This window comes from Candidatus Pelagibacter sp. Uisw_134_02, assembly GCF_047720265.1.
Classification (GTDB): Bacteria; Pseudomonadota; Alphaproteobacteria; order Pelagibacterales; family Pelagibacteraceae; genus Pelagibacter.
Window position 1 is genome coordinate 488,673 of the sequence record NZ_CP159813.1, and the last position, 19,037, is coordinate 507,709.

The following is a 19,037-nucleotide window of genomic DNA, read 5'->3' on the forward strand; positions in this document are numbered from 1 at the left end:
TATAAATTGGACAAGATTTTATTAAAATTTTTAGTTAAGTTTTATTCATGATTATATTTGGAACTAAAGGAAGATCTATTAAAATGGATAGTGGTAAATTTCATTGTCCTAATTGTAATACACCTCGAACATACCAAAAAAAGTATGTACAAGATTGGTTTACATTATATTTTATTCCAACTTTTCCCGTAGGTGGCAAAAAAAATGAACATATTGAATGTGAAGAGTGTTCAAGCATATATCACCTAGATGTAATTGATCATAAACCTGGATTAAATGATGAAGAAATGGCCTCTGAATATGAGAAAGCACTACAAAATGTTTTATGTTTAATGATAATTGCAGATAATAAAGTTGAAGACGAAGAGGTAAAAACTGTATCAGATATCTTTAATAAATTAACAAATGACAAAAAGTTATCTAAAGCAAAAATTACTAAAACTATTACGAAACTTAAAAAAGATGACTTAACAGTAGATGAATATCTTAAAGAAATAAGACCTTATCTTAATGCAGAACATAGAGAGCTTATTATTAAAGCAATGTATTTAGTTGCAGGTTCTGATGGTCATTTAGATGATAAAGAGTCAGAATTGTTAATGTATACCGCTAAAGTACTTGAGATGACACCAGCACATATAAAAGGTGTGTTAAGTGAATTAGATAAAGGATCGTTAAACTAATGTATAAAAAAATCTATTTTTTTTTGATGTATCCAATTTCTATATATGGTGGTTGGTATGTTTATAATTGGCTAGTGACAAATCCTCTTGAAAGATATGTGATGCCAATAATTATAATTTGGTTACCTGAAACTATTGGTTGGAATAACTTCTTTATCCTACTTGGTTTTTTAGTGGGCTTATTTATTTTGGGGTTATTAGGTATGATACTTGAAACTTGTGAAAAAAATTAAATATTAACTATTTAGGAAAAAAAATCCAAAGACTAGCAGTTGTATAAAACACTATTCCCCAAATTCTAATTTTTCTATTTATTAAAGTAGCCTTTTTTTGATTAGTTGAAATAAATCTACTAAACCAAATACTCATAAACGTAGGAATACAGCAGAATATATATGATAAGAGAATATATTCGTCTAATGCTGTTAAATAGTTTAATTTAGGTACATCATCGGCAAACACAAAGTTGTAAGCGATCAACGATAATAGAGCTACCATCGAAGTTGTTAATCTTGTTTCAAACTCTTTTGTTGGTATCCACAGAACAAACCAAGCAAGTGATAAGATTAAAAATACAGGAATAATAATTTTGTAAATATATTGTTCATAATTTCTTTTAATTTCAATTTCAATTTGAAGTATATTTTCATTGTCGGTGATAGTTTTTCCAAGATATATATCATGAAAATTTTCAATAATTTTTTCAAAAGATTTAATGTTAGTTTTAGTAACCTTCCACTCTTTCAAATAATTAGTATCATTTTTAAATCTTTCTAAATTTAAGAATGCCTCGATACCTGGTGTAACAAAAGTTGCAACAGCACCATCTTGATTGATTTCTAAATCTGGGTTGCCGGTACTACGTTTATTGCTAAATATGTTAATTATAATCTTTTGTTTATCAAAAGGAAATTTAGCAAATTCAAAATCTTGTCTATAATAAGAAACACCACTTTCCTGTCTAGTTATACGTAAAATTCCACTATCTGTTGATAAAGCCATAACTGGTTGAATTGTTTTTGTTTTATTGTTTATACCAAGTCTTAAATCTTCATCATATCTATACTCATTAAAATCAAAGTCTGTAATTGGAAAATAGTTTGAATCAATTGTATTACCACACAAAGGACTATAATCATTTTCATCAAAAATATTTTCCATCATTAATACTTTTTTAAGATCCGGTCTTTCATTTGAAAACCGTGATTTAAATGAAATTTCAACAATACCTTTGGTAGGTTGAATACTTTGTATGGTCCTTAATCCAAATGTATCCATTATAATGTTGTTGAGCTTATATGGTTTCGAGCCAATATTTACAGTCTTGCCATCCAATATTTTTAATAAAGCTGTTTCATTTTTCTTATGAATTTTTTCTATTTCTACGTCATTCTTTTTTGATAAATCGATACTATTATATGATTTTATTATTGTACCTTGATTAATATCTACTTTATTAAATAAAGAAAATCTTACCACAGGGTAATTATCCTTATTTCTTTTAATCTTTATTATTTTTTCTTTATCATCCCATTCAAAATCATAAAATATACCTACATCATTTCTTTTGAACTGATAGTTCTTATGTAGTTTCCAGTTTTTAGTAATCGCGTCATCCCAATCAATGCAAGATATTTCTGCTTGAGTTTTTAAGGGGTAAAGAAATGTTATTATTATTGCAATTGTTAAGCTTATTAAGGATATAAAGTTTTTCTTTAAAAACATATTTATTTATAGCCTAAGTTATTTTTATAAAATACTATAATTTAATAATTGAAATTCAAAATATATGGCTAAAATTAGAAAAACAGCATCAATTGAAAATGGACTTATGGAAGTAGTCCAAATATTAAGTGAAGATGAGATTCAAGCTGCAATAGGTAAGGGATCATCTTATGTTAGGAAGTGTAGTGATCCTCAACAACTTCAAGAAATTGATCATAACGATTCATTTAAATTAGACAAAGCTTGTATTGCAAAAGGGAGGGGGCACCCGTTATTAACTGCTCATGAATATATGATTGCTCATGAATTAGAAAATATTAATATAGATGGATCTAAAGATTTAAGTCAAATTCTAGTACGCTCAACTATACTACATGGAAAATTAACAGAATTGGTTCACAATGCGCAAGATCCAAAAAGTGATAAAGGTACCGAAATTAGCGTTCTTGAAAAAAGAGACATATTTGAAGCCATTGGAGATCTAGAAGATAAGATTTTGAAAATTAAAATGACTATTGATAATAAAAAATAAGTTTAACTTAATTCTTCAAATTTATCCCATTCACCATCTTGGTTATAATCATAAGCCACAACATCCATAGTACCATCATCATTTTCATCATACTCAGCTCTGTCAGGGTTACCATCTAGGTCATCATCAAAAACTATCATTTCATAATTTTCATTTTCATTTTCATCAAAAGCTACTGCTTCTATGATTCCATCTTCATTGAAATCCATAAGTGCTTTTTCATAAGTCCCATCTTTATTTTCATCTAGAAGCCAAGTATCAGTCACACCATTTTTAGTTAAGTCAACTTCTTTGGCATTAGGGTATTTTTTAGATATTCCACTTTTTTTATTTTTATCTGTTTTTTTTTGTATCCAGGTATTACCTTTTTTCTTTTTTTGAATATATTTTGACTCAACATCATCTTGTTTTACTTCATTAATAAATTCAATCAGGTCATCTACTGATATTGCAAAGCTTAATTTTTCACCTTCGGTAGTAAATGTATTTACACCAATTAACTCCTTATTTTTATTAAATAGAGGACCACCAGAGTTACCAGGGTTTATGTTTACGTTTGTTTGTATAACGTTAGCAAAATGACGTGAGGATTCGTATTTCCATTTATAATTAGGTCTTTTTTGGCTAACCCGTCCATCACTAAAGGTCCAAACCAGACCACTTGGATGTCCTATTGCAAATGCTGTTTCACCAACTTTAACTTTTTTAAAATTCCCATAAGAAACAGGTTTAAGATTTGAGGGTAAACCTTTAACCTCGATCATTGCTAGATCTTTTTGTTTATTTCTCTTTATCACTTTTCCAGTGTAAAAATCTGTATCACAAACCCTGTTTAAATTTTCTGTTTTAAGACAAATTGTTACATTAGTTGCAGTTTCAACAACATGCCAATTTGTAATAATTTTTAATCCTTTATGATTAATTACAAATCCAGAGCCTGAACCATTGTCTTTTTTATTATCTATGTAGACAACACTATTAGCAAATTTTTCATAAATATCTTCAGGTGCACCTTTGTATTTAGGTCTTGGTTTTCTATTTTCATTTTTTTTAGCTACATCATTGGACTGATTATTGGCATATTTAACAATTGTAATTAATTGTTCTTTAGATTTTTCAATTTCCTTACTATCTATTAATGGAGTTGAACTAACTTCTATAGCTTCAGATCCCGTAGATTTTAAGTCACCTTTCAGCTTATAAGCTATAGTTTCAGCATAAGTAGAGCCAATAAAGAAAGATAGAAATAGAAAAAGTAATATTTTTTTAATCATTATTTTTTTACTTTAAAAACAAAATCACCATCAAGGTGACCCCAATTTTCTACACCATAAAATTGAGGAGTTTGAGTTTGTTTTGAATGATATTTTTTAATTTTTAAAAATATATTTGATGAAGTTACATAGTCTTCATTCTTCTTAAGAATATCTATAAATTTATAGGCAAACAAAGAGTGCTTATTGTCAATCACTGTATCTACAACTGGAGTTTCTCCACCTGAAGCTAAAACCAATCCTGCTCTATTTTTTAATCCTTTATTTGCTTCTACAGCATTCCAATCTGACTCTGTTTTAACTATATCGCTTTTATTACCTTTGAAACTAGAACCAAGATAACAAGAATCTATCATTAGTAAAATATGCCGAGCACTTATCCTTTGTATTGCAGCAGTTATTGTTACAGTATCAATCCATTCTGGATCCCATTCTTTATCAACATCCACAGGTATCCAGTAAGCTCGCTGTGTATCTTGCTCACCATGACCAGCATAATAAATTAAAAGATAGTCATTATCAGTGACAAGATCTCTCATATTTTTAAGTGATTTAAAAATTTCTGAACGTGTTGCATTTGGAATTTTAACAACTTTATCAAATTTATATTTAGCTTTTAAAATATTATGAATTTCATTTATATCATTCACAGGTGAACTTAGTGATGTCCATTTTTCATATTTAGCATTTCCAATTAATAGAGCATAATATTTTCCGTCAGGATTTACTTCAATATTTGTTTTTGGAGCAGCAGCTAACATTCCATCACTTATCTTTGTTTTATTAAACTCTTTAATTATGTTGGAAGCAATTTTAATGTCTGAATTAAAATCAAATTCAAATTTTTCACCTTTATTAGATTTTGCTGAGCCATATCCAGAATTCATATTTTGACTAAATGTACCTCTAAACTTTGTTCCATCAGAACAGTCACCAGCGACTCTTCCTTCAACTTCTCCTTCAAAGACCTCTCTTACTGTTGAGGCTATTTGACAAATAGTTTTCCCATCATTGAAGTAACCTTTCCCTAGGCTTGTTTCATAATAGTTTTTAATTTTTTTAGATTTTAGATCTGCATTAACATATCCATAAAATAACTTTCCTCCATCACTCTTGGCTGCAAAATAGATATTAGACTCTGGAAGGTTCTCTAAATTATCAATGTATTTATCTTTTTTATTTTTTTTTGTAATCCAAGATTTAACTTCTTTAGTAATTTTCTTATCTTCTTTTTTAAATTCTTCTTTATTTTTATTTTTTTTCTTTTTGATCCATTCAGATTTTTTCTTTAAGTTAATTTTTTTTTCTTTTTTTTCTAATTTAATTTCTTTCTTTGATTTGTCTGATTTTTTAGTAATCCAAGATGTTTCGGAATGAGCTTGTAATGAGAAAGAGGCTAAAAATAGCACGATTAATAATGATCTAATTATTTTAATCATATAAAATCTTATAATCTTTAACTCATAATGTCACCTAAGATTTATTGTCTTTTGGGCATTCTACCACCACTTTTAATACAATCCTTAATTGTTTGGTAAGCTTTATAATGTTTTGTTATATCGTAATATCTAGATCCTTTTTTATGACAAATATTTGTCTTTGATTTTTTAACAGGAACACTGGCCGAGTCACAACCTTGTAAAAGAATTAAAACTATAAAAATTTTAGCAAATAAATTTTTCATTGAAAATAATATATATTTTTATAGCAATTAAGTTAATCCAAAATTGTATTTGATTTTGGACTAAATAAACTAAGTTTTATCTTCATATCCAATTTCTTTTATATTTGTGGACAAGTATTCTTAATCAATAATTGTTAATTGTATTGCATGAAAAACAAACAACTAAAGGAGAAAACAATGAAGACAGTAAAAGAAGAAGCAGACAGCACATCGTTTATTAACATTGTAGGAGGCTTACTAATTGCCTTTGCAGTAGTTGATTTTGTAATGTCATTTGCAGGAACAAACTTAACTGGATTTATGGGTCCAGTATCTAGATTTTCACCAATTATATTTGGTTTAATCGGTTCAATGTTATTGAATTTTGATAAGGAGGGCAGCTAATTTTGATTACTCTCCTCTTAACTTTAAGAGGAGAGGAAAGAGGAATTATGAAAAAAGTTTTTGCTTCAATTTCAAGACTAACAGTTGCTTACAGTAAGTTTGGTATAATGATTTTTTCATTATCATTAATGAATACAGCTCTTAAAGCAGATAGTGGTTTTACCTATCTAGCTGCTAATTCTCAATTTTTAAAATTGGGTGGAGTTTATGTTCAAGAAACCCAAAACATTAAAAATAGAAAGTTAATTCATCAATTTACAAAAAAAGAAGGAGCACTTTAATTATATGATCGAAACAATAATTATAATTGAGCTGATATTTTTAATCATTCACTTAACACAATAGCTATGGGTAAAATTATTTTAACAGCTTTTATGAAATTACCTTTGATGTTTAAAGGATTGTCAGTAGCTTTTATTAGTATGCTTGAAGCGATAGCAAGATCAATTGATGATATCGGTTATCTGATATTTAACCCTTTAAGAACAATTAGATTTCAAGAAGTAAGAGATTTTATTTCTGAAAATGCTGTAACAATTTCATTAATGATAATTTTCATAATCTTGATTTATGTAACTTTTAGTAGGAGAGTAAATTAATGAAGAAGATTATCTATTTGATATTATTTTCTTTATTAGCTTCTTGTGGACATAGTTCATGGGATCATAGGTCGGGTAATAATATAGATTTAGATTTTCATAGTGGGTTTTGTAGAACTTTTGCTAATGCAAAAGCACCAACTTATATTTGTAAAGATCCATTTATGTGTAAACCAGAAGAATTTAGTTTGGCCATAACAGCCCTTGGTCAAAACGCTGCAGAGTATAATCATTGCATGTATAAAAAGGGCTATAACGTTAAGTAAAAGGAGACTATCTAAGGAGACAAAAATATGATGAAGTTTAAATTTATAGAAAGAAGTTTAAAAGCAATAAGAAGTATATTGAGAGGTAAAAGAATGAGCTTTGAGTTTAAAAATATAAAAGTTGCAGATATAGAGAATGAAATAGACCTAAAGAAAAAAGGTGAAAGCGATGGAACAAATAATTTACCGTCAGAAAATTCAGAGGTTTTTTCCATAACTGAAAATGAAGCAATTACAAAATATGATGAAAAAAGACATGAGGCAGTATCCGAAGCTGCTAGGTTTTTAGATCCTATAAAAAATAAAATTATTGGCTATTCAGCAATACTTGGGAAAAAACATTTTTTTATTGATGGTTTTAGAAATAGAGTTGAACAATCTTTAACCACAGGTAGTGGTAGATTATCAAATCTAAAAGATTCTTATGACACACAAGATAAAGAAGTTAAACATTTTAAATTAACACACGATATAAGTAGGGATCCGAAATCTCTTACAACTCCTAAAATGATAGGAGGACTCTTGTTTGCTGCTGCATTATTTTTTATAGAGGTTAGAGTTAATACTAAATTATTAGGGCCAGCAATGACAGGAGGTGAGGCTGAAGGACAGGGAATATCCTTTGCTGTAGCTGCTCTAAATGTAATTATATCTTTTTTAGCTGGTTATTTTTTAGTCAAAAACTTTAATCTCCAAAAATGTTTAAAAAGAACCGTTTCAAAAATTGTTTTAGCTTTTTACTCTGTATTTATTATTTATCTAAACTGGTGTCTTGGTGCCTTCAGAGCGATAGCTGAACAAAAAGGACAAGTTGTACAATGGGGTCAAACAGAGGCTGTTGTTGCCCAAGCCACTGAATTTGGAAATGTATTATATCCATGGACAGTTTCATGGAGCTTTTATGCGGCTGTATTAAGTTTTATAGGAATAGGCTTTGCATTATTTTCTTTATTAGATGGATATTTTTTTGATGATCCATATCCTGGTTATGGATCAATAGGTAAAGATAGAAATGAAAACAAAAAAGAAATAAATCGTATTAGAGAGCATTTAGGTAATGAAATTAACATTCAGTTTAAAAATGAAGTTAAAAAAGTTACTGATGAAAGAAATTTATTAATTTCTGAAAGTCTTAAACAGTGGTCAATTAATGTTACTAAATTAGAGTCTACATTTGCAAATTATAGAAGGTATGTAAAAAAAATTGATGATGACAGTGATCATATTATTGAAGAATATAGATCTTTAAATTCAAATTTTAGATCATCTTCTGCTCCAAAATATTGGAAGGATAAAGAGGGTAATATAATAAAACGACCATTTAAAACACTTTCAGAAGATAAAATGGATCCAAAATTGGTTTTTTCAGATATGTCTCAATTATATTTAGACAAAAATCAAATTGAAGAAAAAACTAAATCTTTAAATAATGAACTCAATGAAGAGGTTACGACTTATGTTAAAGAAGTAAACGCTTTCAAAGAAGAGGTTAACAAGAGAATAACTGATATAAGGAGTAGCTATAATGTATCGTAAATTAGATAAACTTGTAATTTCTTTATTTTTAATTTTAACTTGGTCTTTAACAGTGAATGCAGCATCATTACCTGACGGTTTCCCAAAATGTTATAATAGTGACGTTAGACAAAGTGATTATTGTCCATTAAGTGCTAAATTAGGTCATAAGATATTTTTAGTAGATTTTACATCTAGATGGGAAGGGCCTCAAATAAAATGGGTAAAAGGAAGAATATTTGGTGAAGCTTTAATTGCAGATACACCGCCTTATCATAAAATTTCATACTTAAAAATTGATGATCTGCCCCCACATTCTCAAGAATTTGCTTATTCAAAATGTAGATTTAAAAAAGGAACTGAAAGTCAGAAATACCCTGGAGAGAAAGTTAATAAAAAGTGTGAAGGTATAGATGGCGTTAAAGATATTTATAAAAAATGGAATAAACAAATTCTTGAAGTGGAAAGTGATTTTTTTCCAAAAAATGGAGTAGCAAAACAAAGTCTAATTTATGAATATATAATTCACACATTAAGAGAGACTAGTTCTGATTTTGGAAGTGACTACAAAGAAAGAGAGCTGGTTATTGTTTCTGATTTGATGCAATTTTCAAAAAGAGTTAATTTTTTTAAACATTGTAAATCTGCAGGCATGAAACTTAAACCAAAGAAAAAACAAGTAGCTGATAAATGTGGCACCTTTACACAACTATTAAAAAAAGAAAAAAGTTTTGCTAATTATATGAAGGCAACAAAACCTACTGTAGAAATGGTTAAAAACTTAAAAGTTAAAGTGTTGTTTATAAATCATTCTTATGAACATGGTGAAGATCTTTATGTTACGTTAGAAAAACTTTGGATAGGTTTATTTAGTTTCATGGGAATTGATAACGTCGAAATAATTCCTCAAATAGATTATAAACTTTAACAAAGATGATAAGAGACCCTTCATTTATTTATCTAGCAACAATACTTCCACCAATTTTAATAGGTTTCATGATTTGGAGATCTGATAGATTTCCTGAACCAGGCAAATTTCTTGTGGCATCTTTTTTACTTGGTGTATCAATTTATCTACCTTTAGATCTTTTAATCATGATTACTGAAGATCATTTAGCACCCTTTTTAGGTTTAGACCTGAATGCTTATAAAAATTACGAGGTAGGTGATCCAACACCAGTTGGTGAACACGCCTTCCAGATGTTTTTTAGAGCAGCATTTTTAGAAGAAGGATTAAAATTTGCTTTACTTATATTTTTCTGTGTAAGGTTGTCCGATTTAAATGAACCAATGGATGCAATTGTTTATGGAGCAGCTATTGGATTGGGATATGCTGCTATGGAAAACATTCCTTATTTAAACACTGGAGATCCAGAAACAGCTTGGACAATGACAGTTGTTAAACAAAGATATTATCCTTTAATAATGCATTTAGGCTTTGGTGTAATAATGGGCTGGTTATTAAGTTTAAATCTTTTCGGAGAACAAAGTGCTTTTAAAAGAAAGTTAATGCTTATATTGGCTTTAGCTATACCTGTCATTTTTCATGGATCGTATAACTATTTAGGTGCTTTTGATGTATTTCCAATTTTAACACTGATAATGGTGATTGGAATAATTTACTACTACAGAAGAGAGCAACTTAAAAAAATAACTGAACCAGTAGATAAGGCAAAAATTGAAAATATTGATATTTTTTACTCATATTTGATTACTTTTACTTTTGTAGCTGTAGTTGTTTTATCTGCAATTTTCGCAAACAATTAAGGGTAAGGAGAAAATGGAAATCTTAATATTTATAATAATTTATGCTGCATTCTTTTATGGAATTTTTAAACTAGCTAAATCAAAGAATAGAGAGCCAGCAGGATGGATCCTAGCAGCAGTAATTATTTCACCATTAATAATAATTATAATCCTTGCTATTATGCAAACTTTACCTGGAAAGAAAAAGGCTAGAGTTAAAAAAAAATTTAAGAAAGCTTAATGTGATTAGATTTTTAACAGCTTTAATCTTTATATTAGGTTTTCAATCTTTTACTAAAGCTGAAGATATTAGAGACTACGAGATAGAAGGAATGAGTATTGGAGACAGTGCTTTAACTTTTTTTAACAAGAAAAAAATTGATCAAAGAAAAAAAAAGGGTTTTATATATCCTAGTAAACTTTTTTATTCAGCTACGATTTATAATGATTCAAGATTTAAATTATATAACCATGTGCAATTTCATATAAAAAATATGGATGATAAATACATAATAGAGTCTATTGGTGGTCAAATAGATTTTCCAAACGACATAACAAGTTGTTATAATGAATTAGAAAAAATTAGTTTACAATTTAAAAAAGAATATGAATATATTGATTTTTTTGATACTGGTATTGTAGATCATAGAGACGGTGTGTCAGGAAAAGTTCGAAGTATTTTTATTACCCTTAAATCAAAAGATGAAATAGTAATTGAATGTTATGATTATAATGTAACTTCTCAAGAAAAAGGTTTTGTTGATCATTTGGTTATAGCTTTAGATTCAAAAGATTTTTCTTATTGGCTTCATAATAAAGCTTATGATTAATCAAAAAAAGAACCTATAACTCAGTAGATTCCCTTAATTAACTTTTAACTTGCTTAATTAAAACTTATTGTAAATCTTGACACACATTCGACACAGTGAGAAAGTGTTTCTTATGAAGAAATTATTACTGATCTTTATTTTAACGTTCAGTTTCAATATTTTAACAAAGGCTGATGATATAAGAGACTTTGAAATAGAAGGGATGAGTATAGGGGATAGTTTACTAGATTATTTTAGCAAATCATTAATTGATAACAAAAAAAAATTTCCAAGTTGGCCTAATAAAAAATTTACACGGTTTCAGTCTGAAAAGAATTTAGATACTTATGATGCTATTTTATTTTATTTTGAAGACAATGGTGATTATTTAATTTCATCTATTAGTGCAATTACACATTTTTCAGATATTGATAATTGTTATAAAAAAAAGATAACAGTTATTAAAGATCTAAAAAATACTTTTACTAATTATGAAATACATTCTTATAAAAATGATCATCACCAAGATAAAACTGGCAAAAGTATAAATGATATAACAGATTTTGATTTTTCTAGTGGTGCTTCATCAAGAGTAATTTGTACAGACTGGAGCAAAGATATGCAATTTGAAGATGAGCTAAGAGTTATATTATCATCAAAAGAGTATTCTTATTTTATTACTAATGAAGCCTTCAACTAATAGATCATAGGCTTCATAAGCCTGGTCACTTCCTGAAAACTGTTTCCTGGGACCTTTATTACAACTTATCATAAATCTTGACACATATATGACGTAGTGGGAAAGTGCTTCTAATGAAGAGATTATTTTTAATTCTTATTTTAACGTTCAGCTTTCAGTCTTGGACTAAGGCTGAGGGTGTTAGAGACTTTCAGATAGAAGGGATGAGTTTAGGTGATAGTGCTTTAGATTACTTTACAATTGAAGAAATAAATAATAATAAAAAGTTTTATAGTAACACAGATTCAAAAATATTTTTTAGAACTGAAATTTACTCAAATAAATTAAATAAATATGATAATTTAATGCTTCATTTTAAAGAAAATGATCCTAATTACATAATTGAGTCTATATCTGGGGCGATTTTCTTTTCAGAATCTTCAATTAACACTACTCAAAAATGCATTAAAAAAAGAAATTTAATTGATCAGGAGGTCAAACAATTATTTGAAATTGCTGACAGAGAGGTTGTTGAAGATAAAATATATGCTTGGGATAAAAGTAAAAAAAGTAAAACTCATAGTATAAATTATTGGTTCAAAGAAGGTCATTATGCTGCAATAAGTTGCTATGTTTTTTCTAAAGAGTTTGGTGGAACTAGCCATTTAAAAGTAATGGTCAATTCAGCTGATTTATCAGATTGGATAAATAGTCTCTAGTAAAAATTAGAAGTGCAATGAAATAAAGACAAAAAAATGCCTCACTACTTAATCTCTTTTTTAATAGTTAGTAATTTGTAGTTGGTAATGGTTTCACTCCTTCTCCTATCAAGGGGTTTACGGAAAGGTGATAATAAGGAAAAAAACTGTAAATGTTTGAAAAGGAATGAAATCCAATGCATTATTATATTTAGATCATGCTTTGTTGTTTTTATTTGGACGGAATTTTGTTTGAAAGATGATGAATAAATTATAATATATTTATCATGTTTGGCTGGTTAAAAAAAAAAGCAACTCAATTGCAAATTTCTAACACCAAAAGAGATTTAAAAATACTTATAGATGCATGTGAAAAGTGGAAAGAGAGTAAGGTAGATGAGGGTTTATTTGATCCAATTTTGCAACAGTTAATAAGTAGTATGCGTGGTCCAATGCCTAAAAGAGATTTAGTTATGGAAATTTTTGATCCAGTTTTAAACAATAAAAAATATAAAAACTTAACAAGAAAAGCTGTGCAACTTTGTGTGGATAGTTATCATGATAGTCATCCTAAATAAAAAGACATTTAGAATTTTAAGCAAAGGTTCCAAAAATATTTGATAAAGTCATAAGTACAAATGACCAAATTATAATTGAAATAATCTTTATCGTATATGGGTTTATTTTATTCATAATCGGAATTCCCAAAAAGCTCAAAACAATACCCAGCGGAAATGTGTAAAATAAATGAGTACCAGGAACTTCATGGTATAAAAAAAAAGTTAATGCCATTATCCAATGAATTATAATTCTTAAATTTGCATTAGTTTTAAACTCTTGTTTTGTTAAAAATCCATAAACCCAACCGATTGTGAAAACAAATCCAATTATGAAACTAATATTACTCATTACCATAAGTTAACATAAGTCTTCACTTACTCAAAAGCAAAATTCTTGACACATATCTAACATAATGAGAAAGTGTTTATCGTGAAGAGATTATTACTAATTCTAATATTAACGTTAAGTTTTCAATTTTCAACTGAAGCAATAGAATATCAAATATCTAGTAAACACTGGAACTCAAATACAAATGGCCCAACAACTATTGAAGGTGCAATAAAAAGATTTTTTATAAATAGTAGATTAGAACCAATAGAAGGTATCTGGTACGAATCAAATTTTGGATGGTTTGCAATAAAAAAAGAAGAAGGTGGTTCCTTCAAAAAATGGCAAATCAAATCTACAAATCCAGCTTTAGATGGAAGCATTGAAGCTACAATAAATAAAGATAGTGTTTATCCATCTTACACCGGAAGTGTTAGAATTGAATGGCCTGACCCTAATGATAAAAATTGGTTTGTATTTGCAACATCAGACTTTTCTATGAAAATGGATGGTAACGATTTAATTGAATACAGAGTTAAAGAATTTTCAGCTCAACCAGAAACTTTTTTAATTAGAATTTGGCCATTTAATTTAGATGAATATAACAAAGAGTTTTTTTAATAAACCGCGGGACTTATAAGCCTGCGGTCACCTTCCGTAATCCACTTCCCGCGACCCTTATTACAACTTACCATAAATCTTGACACACATACGGCACAGTGAGAAAGTGTTTATTATGAAGAGACTGATACTTATTCTCATATTAACGCTAAGTTTACAATCGTGGACTAAGGCTGATGATATTAGTGACTTCGAGGTAGAAAGGATGAGTGTCGGGGATAGTTTATTAGATTTATATAGTGAAGATGAAATTAAAGAAAATACACTTCCATATTTTAAAAGTAAAAGAAAATATTATGTTGTTGGGATAATTGATAATCTTAAAAAGTATGATCAAGTTGAGATATATTTAAAATCAAATGACAAGAGCTATGAAATTAAAACAATATTAGCTGGAGTCTTTTCGGACGATTTTAATAAATGCATTAACGATAAGAAAGAAATTGTAAAAAAACTAGATAAAATATTTATTAATGTTGAAAAAATGTCTGATAGTAAAAATCATGAAGCTGATCCAACTGGTAATTCTAAACAAAACATTGATCAATATAATATTAATTATCCAGATCATATTAGAGTTGAGTGCACCAAGTTTTCTCAACAAATGAAAAACGATGGCCTGGCTCGAAACTCACTAAATATTGTTGTAATGTCAAAAGAAATTAATGATTGGATTGCGAGTGGTTATAAATAATCAACCGCTGGACTCATAAGCCCGCGGTCACTTTCCACAATCCACTTCCCACTTATCTAATTACAACTTACCGTAAATCTTGACACAAATAGGACACAGTGAGAAAGTGTTTAATATGAAGAGATTACTACTAATCCTTATCTTAACGTTTAGTTTCCAAACATTATCTAAAGCTGATGATATTAGAGATTTTGAGATAGAAGGGATGAGTATCGGGGATAGTTTGTTGGATTATTTTACTAAAGATGAAATAATATCTGCAGCAGACGTTGCTTATAATAATGATGAATTTTATGGTAAAGAAATTGATGCTAATAATGATGTTTATCAAAGATTTAGTTTTACATTAAAAAAAGGTGATAATAAATTTTTAATATACCAATTAAAGGGATTGATATTTGTGTCACATGATAAGTGTACGAAAATGAAAAAAGATGTAGTCAATGATATTAAAAAAGTTTTAAATGATTTTAGTGAAAATAATTATAAGGGTAGCTATAAGGAAGCTTATGGAAAAAGTTTTGCCGAAGTTACGGATTTGGAAGTAAAAGGTGGATCCATTAGAGTTTGGTGTGATACTTTTGATAAAAATTTGGAACTTACAAAATATTGGGACGATTCATTAAGTATTGATGCTTCAAACGATGAGTATCTTGAGTGGCTTAATAATAAAGCTTACCAATAATAAACTGCAGGACTCATAAGCCCGCGGTCATATTCCACAAATCACTTCCCGCACACCTTATTATAACTTTCAGTAAATCTTGACACACATACGACACAGTGAGAATATCCTTTTATGGCTTTTGCAACAATTCAACTAAAAAGTAAAAATGGAGCAATTAGAGAAGCGCCAGTTGGTTTTTCTTGGACAACATTTTTTTTAAGTTTTTGGGTACCTTTGACCCGTGGAGATTGGATGTGGGCAATCATAATGTTTATAGCAATATTTATAACATTTGGATTTGCAGGTATTCTTTTTGCATTTATTTATAACCGTTTGTATATAGAGAGTCTCCTAAAACAAGGCTATTCAGTCAAAAGCTTTACTGGTGAAAAAAAAGAAATTGAAGCATCAGCTCAGATAAAGCTTGGAAACTCAACATCAGAAAATGTATTAACTAAAAAAATTTCATCAAATTCTAACATGAGTACAACTTCTAGACTTCGATCAAATAAAAAAGATTTAACTCATGAACTTGAAGAGCTTCAAGAACTATATGAAGACGGAACCCTTTCTGAGGCACAATTTAAAAAAGCAAAAAATAAATTATTAAGATAAAGGCTTATGACTGAAGATTGGAGAAAAGCTCTTGGACTTGATCACATTGAGAGTGAAACAGTTACTGAATACAAAGGTGAAATATACATAAATGGTAAAATAGTAGATAATCTTAAAGATGACCTAAAGTTTAATAGTAACACCTCAGAGGAAAATATATTTGTCCATCAATTTTTAATTTATAAAAAGATTACATCTTCATACTGGGTTAGAAGAAGACTAAAAGATTACGAGCTAAATACACTCAGCACAGCAGATCAAGAAAAATATTTAATATTAGATGTTGAACTTGAAGAGACTCTACAGCAATATTTGAGAAATAATTCTAAAGAGCTGCTTATCGATCTTAACAATAAATCAAAAGATCTTCTCTTGATGATAATTAAGTTTTTAAAGTTAAAAAAAATAGTTTCATTTGATGCAAATAAAATAGCTAGTAAATATTCCAAAGTTCCCTTCATTGGAAAAATTCAAGATCATGATTCTAAAACACAAAGTAATTATGAATCTGTTATTAAATATCACTTAATAAAAGAAAAGAAAAATGCCAAAGTTAACATGGAAAAAGAAATACTAATTGAAAACAATGCTGAGGATACTGATCAAAACGAAGAAACTGAGAGTTTAATAGGTAATATTAAAAGATTAAAAAGATTATATAAAAATAAGACACTGAATAAAGATGAATTTGAAAAAGCAAAAAATAAATTATTAAGATAAATGACAATTAGGTAGCGGGGTAGCTCAGTTGGTTAGAGCGCAGGACTCATAAGCCTGAGGTCACTTTCAGTAAACCGCTCCCCGCGCACCTTATTACAACTTTCACTAAATCTTGACACACATACGACACAGTGAGAAAGTGTTTAATATGAAGAGATTATTACTAGTTCTTATCTTAATGTTTAGCTTCCAAACATGGACTAAAGCAAATGATATCAGAGACTTTGAGATAGATGGCATGAGTATTGGAGACAGTGCCTTAGATTTTTTTTCAAAAAAAACAATAGATGACATAAAGAGTTATTACCCAAATAGTAGAAGATTTTTTAGAGCAACGATAAAATATGATTCTGATAATTATGATAAAATACAACTACATATCAAGAACAGCGATACGAGTTATATAATACAAGCAATATCTGGGTTAATTTATTTTAGAGATAAATCAGTTAGTGAAAAAGAATGTTTAAAAGTACATAATGAAATAGATGCAGATTTGTCTTCATCACTTTCAAATTTAGAAATAACCAAACCTAAAAAAAGAGTTTTACTTCAAGACAAATCAGGTAATTCATTTCATTTTACATCCTATTATGATTTTAATGAAGAAGGAACTGAATATATCAAATTAGGATGTGTTATATATGGAAGTGAATATTTTGAAAAATTTAGATATGTAGATCATTTAAGATTAGGATTTAATAATAAAGAATTTACATACTGGATGGAAAATGAAGCTTTTAAATAATTTTCGAAATAATCAATATCGGGCCTAATATGTTTGTGTTTACTTTTAACAATTCACTTCTTGTTATTTTTTTTCAACTTTCACTAAATCTTGACACATATACTTCGTAGTGAGAAAGTACTTATCATGAGGAGATTATTACTAACTCTTATTTTAACATTAAGCTTTCATCCATGGACAAACGCTGATGATATAAAAGACTTTGAGATAGACGGTATGAGTATTGGAGATAGTTTGTTAGATTTTTATAGCAAAAATGAAATACAAAATTTTCATACAATTTATTATCCTAATAGTAAAACTTTCTATCAAATAGGCATGATTATAGAATCAAATTTATATGATGCTTTAAACATTAATCTAAAAACAGATGATAGCAAATATATCATTTATTCAATTAAAGGATTAAAAAATGTTGATAATAAATTGGACCAATGTTTAGAGCAAAAAAAAAATATGGTTAATCAAATATTACAAATGATAAATAATACTAAAGAAATTACATTTGAATCTAAATTTGCAAATAATTATGGTAAATCAATTTCATATGTATCAGAATTCAATTTAGATAATGGAACATTTCACATTTCATGTAGCAAATGGGATAAGGATAATGAGAAAATAATTTCAAGTGGGTGGTGGGATAGTTTAAACGCTAGTTTAGGTTCGAAGGAATGGCATGATTGGCTCAATAAAGAGGCTTATTAATAATGATCTAGAGGAGTCATAAGTATTGTCACTTTTAACAAAAAAACTTCCCACAACCCTTATTGCAACTTCCACTAAATCTTGACACATATACTTCACAGTGAAAATGTACTTATATGAGAAGATTATTCATAATTCTTATTTTAACATTCAGTTTTCATTCTTTAACTAAAGCAGATGATATTAGAGACTTTCAAATAGAAGGGATGAGCATTGGTGATAGTGCTTTAAATTTTTTTAGTGAAAATGAATTAATAGATAACAAACAAAATTCTCAATACCCTAATGACAGATTTATAATAAGAAATTTTTATCTACATAGTAATTTTAAAAAATATGAAATGGTTACCGTTAATCACAAAAAAAATGATAAAAAATATATTATTGAATCTTTAGGTGCTTCAATTTTTTTTGATAATATTGATAATTGTTTTGCTATGAAAAAAGAAATTATGAGAGAGTTTGATAAAATTTTTAAGAATTCAGATAAAGAGTCTGGTCAGATAAAAAAAAAATATGACAAAACTGGCAATAGTAAATCAAATATAAGTGAATATTATTTGTCAAATGGTTCTATAGTACAGGTAACCTGTGATAATTGGAGTGAAGTACTAGAGCAACAAGGATTTAAAGACTCACTAAATGTTAACTTACAAAGTAAAAAATTCAGTGATTTTTTAATTATTGCTTATGATAATTAATTATTGAACCTACAATCAATGTTCTTCTTCCATGGAATATTTACACTAAATTTATTTCTGCTTACTCTAGATCTTGACACA

General features: G+C 28.3%; 28 protein-coding genes. 23 read left to right on the top strand and 5 right to left on the bottom strand.

The genetic code is table 11. The features are described 5' to 3' along the window. Nucleotides 1–47: 47 nt before the first annotated feature. Together ABXT56_RS02665 and ABXT56_RS02670 are read left to right on the top strand one after the other, a co-directional pair. Entirely contained in the window at nucleotides 48–683 is a 636-nt protein-coding gene (locus tag ABXT56_RS02665; RefSeq protein WP_415301018.1) for a TerB family tellurite resistance protein, read from the top strand. Then, a complete protein-coding gene (locus tag ABXT56_RS02670) occupies nucleotides 683–916 on the top strand; it encodes a hypothetical protein (RefSeq protein WP_415301020.1) in 234 nt (77 codons plus the stop codon). The genes ABXT56_RS02665 and ABXT56_RS02670 overlap by 1 nt, the downstream gene beginning before the upstream one ends. 7 nt (nucleotides 917–923) lie before the next feature. On the opposite strand, the gene ABXT56_RS02675 is transcribed toward ABXT56_RS02670, so the two are convergent. Beyond that, on the bottom strand, nucleotides 924–2,408 hold the full coding sequence (locus ABXT56_RS02675; protein ID WP_415301021.1) for a hypothetical protein: 1,485 nt from the start codon (nucleotides 2,406–2,408) through the stop codon (nucleotides 924–926). Nucleotides 2,409–2,472: 64 nt separating this feature from the next. Between ABXT56_RS02675 and ABXT56_RS02680 the strand changes: the two genes are divergently transcribed. Next, nucleotides 2,473–2,940 (top strand): hypothetical protein, encoded by a 468-nt coding sequence (locus ABXT56_RS02680; RefSeq protein ID WP_415301023.1) that lies wholly within the window; start codon nucleotides 2,473–2,475, stop codon nucleotides 2,938–2,940. A 2-nt stretch (nucleotides 2,941–2,942) separates the two neighbouring features. On the opposite strand, the gene ABXT56_RS02685 is transcribed toward ABXT56_RS02680, so the two are convergent. Genes ABXT56_RS02685 through ABXT56_RS02695 form a run of 3 tightly spaced genes read right to left on the bottom strand, consistent with a single transcriptional unit; the run spans nucleotide 2,943 to nucleotide 5,898 of the window. Further along, a complete protein-coding gene (locus tag ABXT56_RS02685; protein ID WP_415301025.1) occupies nucleotides 2,943–4,214 on the bottom strand; it encodes a S1C family serine protease in 1,272 nt (423 codons plus the stop codon). Next, nucleotides 4,214–5,653, bottom strand: a complete 1,440-nt coding sequence (locus ABXT56_RS02690; RefSeq protein WP_415301027.1) for a caspase family protein — start codon at nucleotides 5,651–5,653, stop codon at nucleotides 4,214–4,216. Before ABXT56_RS02690 ends, ABXT56_RS02685 begins: the two co-directional genes overlap by 1 nt. Before the next feature lie 41 nt (nucleotides 5,654–5,694). Further along, nucleotides 5,695–5,898, bottom strand: a complete 204-nt coding sequence (locus ABXT56_RS02695; RefSeq protein ID WP_415301029.1) for a hypothetical protein — start codon at nucleotides 5,896–5,898, stop codon at nucleotides 5,695–5,697. 177 nt (nucleotides 5,899–6,075) lie between these two features. Here ABXT56_RS02695 and ABXT56_RS02700 point away from each other — a divergent pair, with 177 nt between their 5' ends. The 12 genes from ABXT56_RS02700 to ABXT56_RS02755 all read left to right on the top strand — a co-directional run bounded on the left by ABXT56_RS02700 (nucleotide 6,076) and on the right by ABXT56_RS02755 (nucleotide 13,172). Continuing rightward, nucleotides 6,076–6,282 (top strand): hypothetical protein, encoded by a 207-nt coding sequence (locus ABXT56_RS02700; protein WP_415301031.1) that lies wholly within the window; start codon nucleotides 6,076–6,078, stop codon nucleotides 6,280–6,282. 47 nt (nucleotides 6,283–6,329) lie between these two features. Further along, nucleotides 6,330–6,563: a hypothetical protein gene (locus ABXT56_RS02705; RefSeq protein WP_415301033.1), complete on the top strand. Its 234-nt coding sequence runs from the start codon at nucleotides 6,330–6,332 to the stop codon at nucleotides 6,561–6,563. Nucleotides 6,564–6,629: 66 nt separating this feature from the next. After that, entirely contained in the window at nucleotides 6,630–6,881 is a 252-nt protein-coding gene (locus ABXT56_RS02710) for a hypothetical protein (RefSeq protein ID WP_415301034.1), read from the top strand. Beyond that, nucleotides 6,881–7,147, top strand: coding sequence for a hypothetical protein (locus ABXT56_RS02715; protein WP_415301036.1), 267 nt, complete (start codon nucleotides 6,881–6,883; stop codon nucleotides 7,145–7,147). The genes ABXT56_RS02710 and ABXT56_RS02715 overlap by 1 nt, the downstream gene beginning before the upstream one ends. Nucleotides 7,148–7,177: 30 nt before the next feature. Continuing rightward, a complete protein-coding gene (locus ABXT56_RS02720) occupies nucleotides 7,178–8,683 on the top strand; it encodes a hypothetical protein (RefSeq protein WP_415301038.1) in 1,506 nt (501 codons plus the stop codon). Further along, entirely contained in the window at nucleotides 8,673–9,590 is a 918-nt protein-coding gene (locus tag ABXT56_RS02725) for a hypothetical protein (protein ID WP_415301040.1), read from the top strand. The genes ABXT56_RS02720 and ABXT56_RS02725 overlap by 11 nt, the downstream gene beginning before the upstream one ends. 5 nt (nucleotides 9,591–9,595) lie before the next feature. After that, the gene (locus ABXT56_RS02730; protein ID WP_415301042.1) at nucleotides 9,596–10,429 is read left to right on the top strand and encodes a PrsW family intramembrane metalloprotease; all 834 of its coding nucleotides are present in this window, start codon (nucleotides 9,596–9,598) and stop codon (nucleotides 10,427–10,429) included. A 13-nt stretch (nucleotides 10,430–10,442) separates the two neighbouring features. Then, on the top strand, nucleotides 10,443–10,649 hold the full coding sequence (locus ABXT56_RS02735; protein ID WP_415301044.1) for a hypothetical protein: 207 nt from the start codon (nucleotides 10,443–10,445) through the stop codon (nucleotides 10,647–10,649). A 1-nt stretch (nucleotide 10,650) separates the two neighbouring features. Then, a complete protein-coding gene (locus ABXT56_RS02740) occupies nucleotides 10,651–11,238 on the top strand; it encodes a hypothetical protein (RefSeq protein WP_415301046.1) in 588 nt (195 codons plus the stop codon). Nucleotides 11,239–11,350: 112 nt separating this feature from the next. Further along, nucleotides 11,351–11,917, top strand: a complete 567-nt coding sequence (locus tag ABXT56_RS02745; protein WP_415301048.1) for a hypothetical protein — start codon at nucleotides 11,351–11,353, stop codon at nucleotides 11,915–11,917. Between the two features lie 113 nt (nucleotides 11,918–12,030). Next, nucleotides 12,031–12,615: a hypothetical protein gene (locus tag ABXT56_RS02750; protein WP_415301050.1), complete on the top strand. Its 585-nt coding sequence runs from the start codon at nucleotides 12,031–12,033 to the stop codon at nucleotides 12,613–12,615. A 266-nt stretch (nucleotides 12,616–12,881) separates the two neighbouring features. After that, nucleotides 12,882–13,172: a hypothetical protein gene (locus ABXT56_RS02755; protein WP_415301052.1), complete on the top strand. Its 291-nt coding sequence runs from the start codon at nucleotides 12,882–12,884 to the stop codon at nucleotides 13,170–13,172. 16 nt (nucleotides 13,173–13,188) lie between these two features. Here ABXT56_RS02755 and ABXT56_RS02760 read toward each other — a convergent pair whose 3' ends face one another. Continuing rightward, nucleotides 13,189–13,503: a hypothetical protein gene (locus ABXT56_RS02760; RefSeq protein WP_415301054.1), complete on the bottom strand. Its 315-nt coding sequence runs from the start codon at nucleotides 13,501–13,503 to the stop codon at nucleotides 13,189–13,191. 81 nt (nucleotides 13,504–13,584) lie between these two features. Here ABXT56_RS02760 and ABXT56_RS02765 point away from each other — a divergent pair, with 81 nt between their 5' ends. The 8 genes from ABXT56_RS02765 (at nucleotide 13,585) to ABXT56_RS02800 (ending at nucleotide 18,956) form a co-directional block, all read left to right on the top strand. After that, nucleotides 13,585–14,103, top strand: a complete 519-nt coding sequence (locus tag ABXT56_RS02765; protein WP_415301055.1) for a hypothetical protein — start codon at nucleotides 13,585–13,587, stop codon at nucleotides 14,101–14,103. Between the two features lie 115 nt (nucleotides 14,104–14,218). Then, entirely contained in the window at nucleotides 14,219–14,797 is a 579-nt protein-coding gene (locus ABXT56_RS02770) for a hypothetical protein (protein WP_415301057.1), read from the top strand. A 115-nt stretch (nucleotides 14,798–14,912) separates the two neighbouring features. Then, nucleotides 14,913–15,482, top strand: a complete 570-nt coding sequence (locus ABXT56_RS02775; RefSeq protein WP_415301059.1) for a hypothetical protein — start codon at nucleotides 14,913–14,915, stop codon at nucleotides 15,480–15,482. A 114-nt stretch (nucleotides 15,483–15,596) separates the two neighbouring features. After that, nucleotides 15,597–16,079: a hypothetical protein gene (locus tag ABXT56_RS02780; RefSeq protein WP_415301060.1), complete on the top strand. Its 483-nt coding sequence runs from the start codon at nucleotides 15,597–15,599 to the stop codon at nucleotides 16,077–16,079. Nucleotides 16,080–16,085: 6 nt separating this feature from the next. Further along, nucleotides 16,086–16,799: a hypothetical protein gene (locus ABXT56_RS02785; protein ID WP_415301062.1), complete on the top strand. Its 714-nt coding sequence runs from the start codon at nucleotides 16,086–16,088 to the stop codon at nucleotides 16,797–16,799. A 148-nt stretch (nucleotides 16,800–16,947) separates the two neighbouring features. Continuing rightward, nucleotides 16,948–17,547 (top strand): hypothetical protein, encoded by a 600-nt coding sequence (locus ABXT56_RS02790; protein ID WP_415301064.1) that lies wholly within the window; start codon nucleotides 16,948–16,950, stop codon nucleotides 17,545–17,547. Nucleotides 17,548–17,673: 126 nt separating this feature from the next. Beyond that, complete coding sequence (locus ABXT56_RS02795; protein WP_415301066.1) at nucleotides 17,674–18,255, top strand: hypothetical protein; 582 nt, start codon at nucleotides 17,674–17,676, stop codon at nucleotides 18,253–18,255. 116 nt (nucleotides 18,256–18,371) lie between these two features. Continuing rightward, a complete protein-coding gene (locus ABXT56_RS02800) occupies nucleotides 18,372–18,956 on the top strand; it encodes a hypothetical protein (protein ID WP_415301068.1) in 585 nt (194 codons plus the stop codon). Nucleotides 18,957–19,037 lie beyond the last annotated feature (81 nt).

Coding starts and splice junctions, on each gene's coding strand:
- ABXT56_RS02665 (WP_415301018.1), top strand. CDS start 48: ATGATTATATTTGGAACTAAAGGAAGATCTATTAAAATGGATAGTGGT.
- ABXT56_RS02670 (WP_415301020.1), top strand. CDS start 683: ATGTATAAAAAAATCTATTTTTTTTTGATGTATCCAATTTCTATATAT.
- ABXT56_RS02675 (WP_415301021.1), bottom strand. CDS start 2,408: ATGTTTTTAAAGAAAAACTTTATATCCTTAATAAGCTTAACAATTGCA.
- ABXT56_RS02680 (WP_415301023.1), top strand. CDS start 2,473: ATGGCTAAAATTAGAAAAACAGCATCAATTGAAAATGGACTTATGGAA.
- ABXT56_RS02685 (WP_415301025.1), bottom strand. CDS start 4,214: ATGATTAAAAAAATATTACTTTTTCTATTTCTATCTTTCTTTATTGGC.
- ABXT56_RS02690 (WP_415301027.1), bottom strand. CDS start 5,653: ATGATTAAAATAATTAGATCATTATTAATCGTGCTATTTTTAGCCTCT.
- ABXT56_RS02695 (WP_415301029.1), bottom strand. CDS start 5,898: ATGAAAAATTTATTTGCTAAAATTTTTATAGTTTTAATTCTTTTACAA.
- ABXT56_RS02700 (WP_415301031.1), top strand. CDS start 6,076: ATGAAGACAGTAAAAGAAGAAGCAGACAGCACATCGTTTATTAACATT.
- ABXT56_RS02705 (WP_415301033.1), top strand. CDS start 6,330: ATGAAAAAAGTTTTTGCTTCAATTTCAAGACTAACAGTTGCTTACAGT.
- ABXT56_RS02710 (WP_415301034.1), top strand. CDS start 6,630: ATGGGTAAAATTATTTTAACAGCTTTTATGAAATTACCTTTGATGTTT.
- ABXT56_RS02715 (WP_415301036.1), top strand. CDS start 6,881: ATGAAGAAGATTATCTATTTGATATTATTTTCTTTATTAGCTTCTTGT.
- ABXT56_RS02720 (WP_415301038.1), top strand. CDS start 7,178: ATGAAGTTTAAATTTATAGAAAGAAGTTTAAAAGCAATAAGAAGTATA.
- ABXT56_RS02725 (WP_415301040.1), top strand. CDS start 8,673: ATGTATCGTAAATTAGATAAACTTGTAATTTCTTTATTTTTAATTTTA.
- ABXT56_RS02730 (WP_415301042.1), top strand. CDS start 9,596: ATGATAAGAGACCCTTCATTTATTTATCTAGCAACAATACTTCCACCA.
- ABXT56_RS02735 (WP_415301044.1), top strand. CDS start 10,443: ATGGAAATCTTAATATTTATAATAATTTATGCTGCATTCTTTTATGGA.
- ABXT56_RS02745 (WP_415301048.1), top strand. CDS start 11,351: ATGAAGAAATTATTACTGATCTTTATTTTAACGTTCAGTTTCAATATT.
- ABXT56_RS02750 (WP_415301050.1), top strand. CDS start 12,031: ATGAAGAGATTATTTTTAATTCTTATTTTAACGTTCAGCTTTCAGTCT.
- ABXT56_RS02755 (WP_415301052.1), top strand. CDS start 12,882: ATGTTTGGCTGGTTAAAAAAAAAAGCAACTCAATTGCAAATTTCTAAC.
- ABXT56_RS02760 (WP_415301054.1), bottom strand. CDS start 13,503: ATGAGTAATATTAGTTTCATAATTGGATTTGTTTTCACAATCGGTTGG.
- ABXT56_RS02770 (WP_415301057.1), top strand. CDS start 14,219: ATGAAGAGACTGATACTTATTCTCATATTAACGCTAAGTTTACAATCG.
- ABXT56_RS02775 (WP_415301059.1), top strand. CDS start 14,913: ATGAAGAGATTACTACTAATCCTTATCTTAACGTTTAGTTTCCAAACA.
- ABXT56_RS02780 (WP_415301060.1), top strand. CDS start 15,597: ATGGCTTTTGCAACAATTCAACTAAAAAGTAAAAATGGAGCAATTAGA.
- ABXT56_RS02785 (WP_415301062.1), top strand. CDS start 16,086: ATGACTGAAGATTGGAGAAAAGCTCTTGGACTTGATCACATTGAGAGT.
- ABXT56_RS02790 (WP_415301064.1), top strand. CDS start 16,948: ATGAAGAGATTATTACTAGTTCTTATCTTAATGTTTAGCTTCCAAACA.
- ABXT56_RS02795 (WP_415301066.1), top strand. CDS start 17,674: ATGAGGAGATTATTACTAACTCTTATTTTAACATTAAGCTTTCATCCA.
- ABXT56_RS02800 (WP_415301068.1), top strand. CDS start 18,372: ATGAGAAGATTATTCATAATTCTTATTTTAACATTCAGTTTTCATTCT.